This window comes from Chitinimonas violaceus (assembly GCF_052601015.1).
In genome coordinates this window covers 1-273 of sequence record NZ_JBQXDJ010000279.1, presented here as the reverse complement: position 1 = coordinate 273, position 273 = coordinate 1, and the positions used below count along the sequence as shown (strand labels likewise).

Here is a 273-nt window from a genome sequence, read left to right as displayed (position 1 = left end):
CCCATGAGATGTTTGCCCGCGCCTTCGAGACTTGGGTAATGGACAAGCTGGCCAACAACGAGGCCAGCAATCATTACCTGGTGAGCAACAACAAACGCGATAAGGGCGATACCGACCCGGATTATCCGTACCCGGCTGGGGAGGAGCGTAAGGTCTTCAATCAGGCGTTTGAACGCTTGATATCGGAACTTAAGGTTCAGGAATCCGAAGGCGGACCGCTTCTATACTCACGCAGCGATGATCATAAGGCAGGTGATTCAGGCAGCGATGCAG

General features: G+C 53.8%; 1 protein-coding gene. It reads left to right on the top strand.

Annotation, left to right across the window (positions count from 1 at the left end):
* The coding region (locus ACUHMQ_RS21285) for an LPD1 domain-containing protein (RefSeq protein WP_445297425.1) at positions 1-273 on the top strand (273 nt) is incomplete at both ends.